The organism is Vibrio sp. 10N.222.49.C9, from assembly GCF_041474985.1.
GTDB classification, from domain to species: domain Bacteria; phylum Pseudomonadota; class Gammaproteobacteria; order Enterobacterales; family Vibrionaceae; genus Vibrio; species Vibrio crassostreae_C.
In genome coordinates this window covers 1-428 of record NZ_JBFRVD010000079.1, presented here as the reverse complement: position 1 = coordinate 428, position 428 = coordinate 1, and the positions used below count along the sequence as shown (strand labels likewise).

Below are 428 nucleotides of genomic sequence, written 5' to 3'. Positions count from 1 at the left end.
CATCGGTATGCCACGGTCATTGCTGACGCTAAGACTCACCAAGTCATTTGGATAGGGTTAGGCCGTAGCCGCAAGGACATACGACCGTTCTTCGAGCTGTTAGGCAAGCATGGCAATAATATCGAAGCGGTCGCGATGGACATGAATACGGCTTTTGACCTTGAAGTTCAAGCGCACTGCCCGAACGCAAAAATCGTTTACGACTTATTCCATGTTGTTGCTAAGTTCGGTCGTGAGGTAATGGATAGAGTCAGAGTCGACCAAGCCAACAAACTCAAGCAAGATAAAAAAGCGAGGCAATGGGTCAAGCGCTCACGCTGGGTGTTGTTGAAAAATAGAGGCAACTTAAATCCACGGCAAGACAGCTATCTTACAGAAATATTGAATATCAATAAGGACTTAATGACCACTTATATACTCGGGGCACA

General features: G+C 46.0%; 1 protein-coding gene. It reads left to right on the top strand.

Annotated elements, in window-relative coordinates:
* On the top strand, positions 1 to 428 hold a 428-nt coding region (locus AB4585_RS21695; protein ID WP_372170887.1), incomplete at both ends, for a transposase.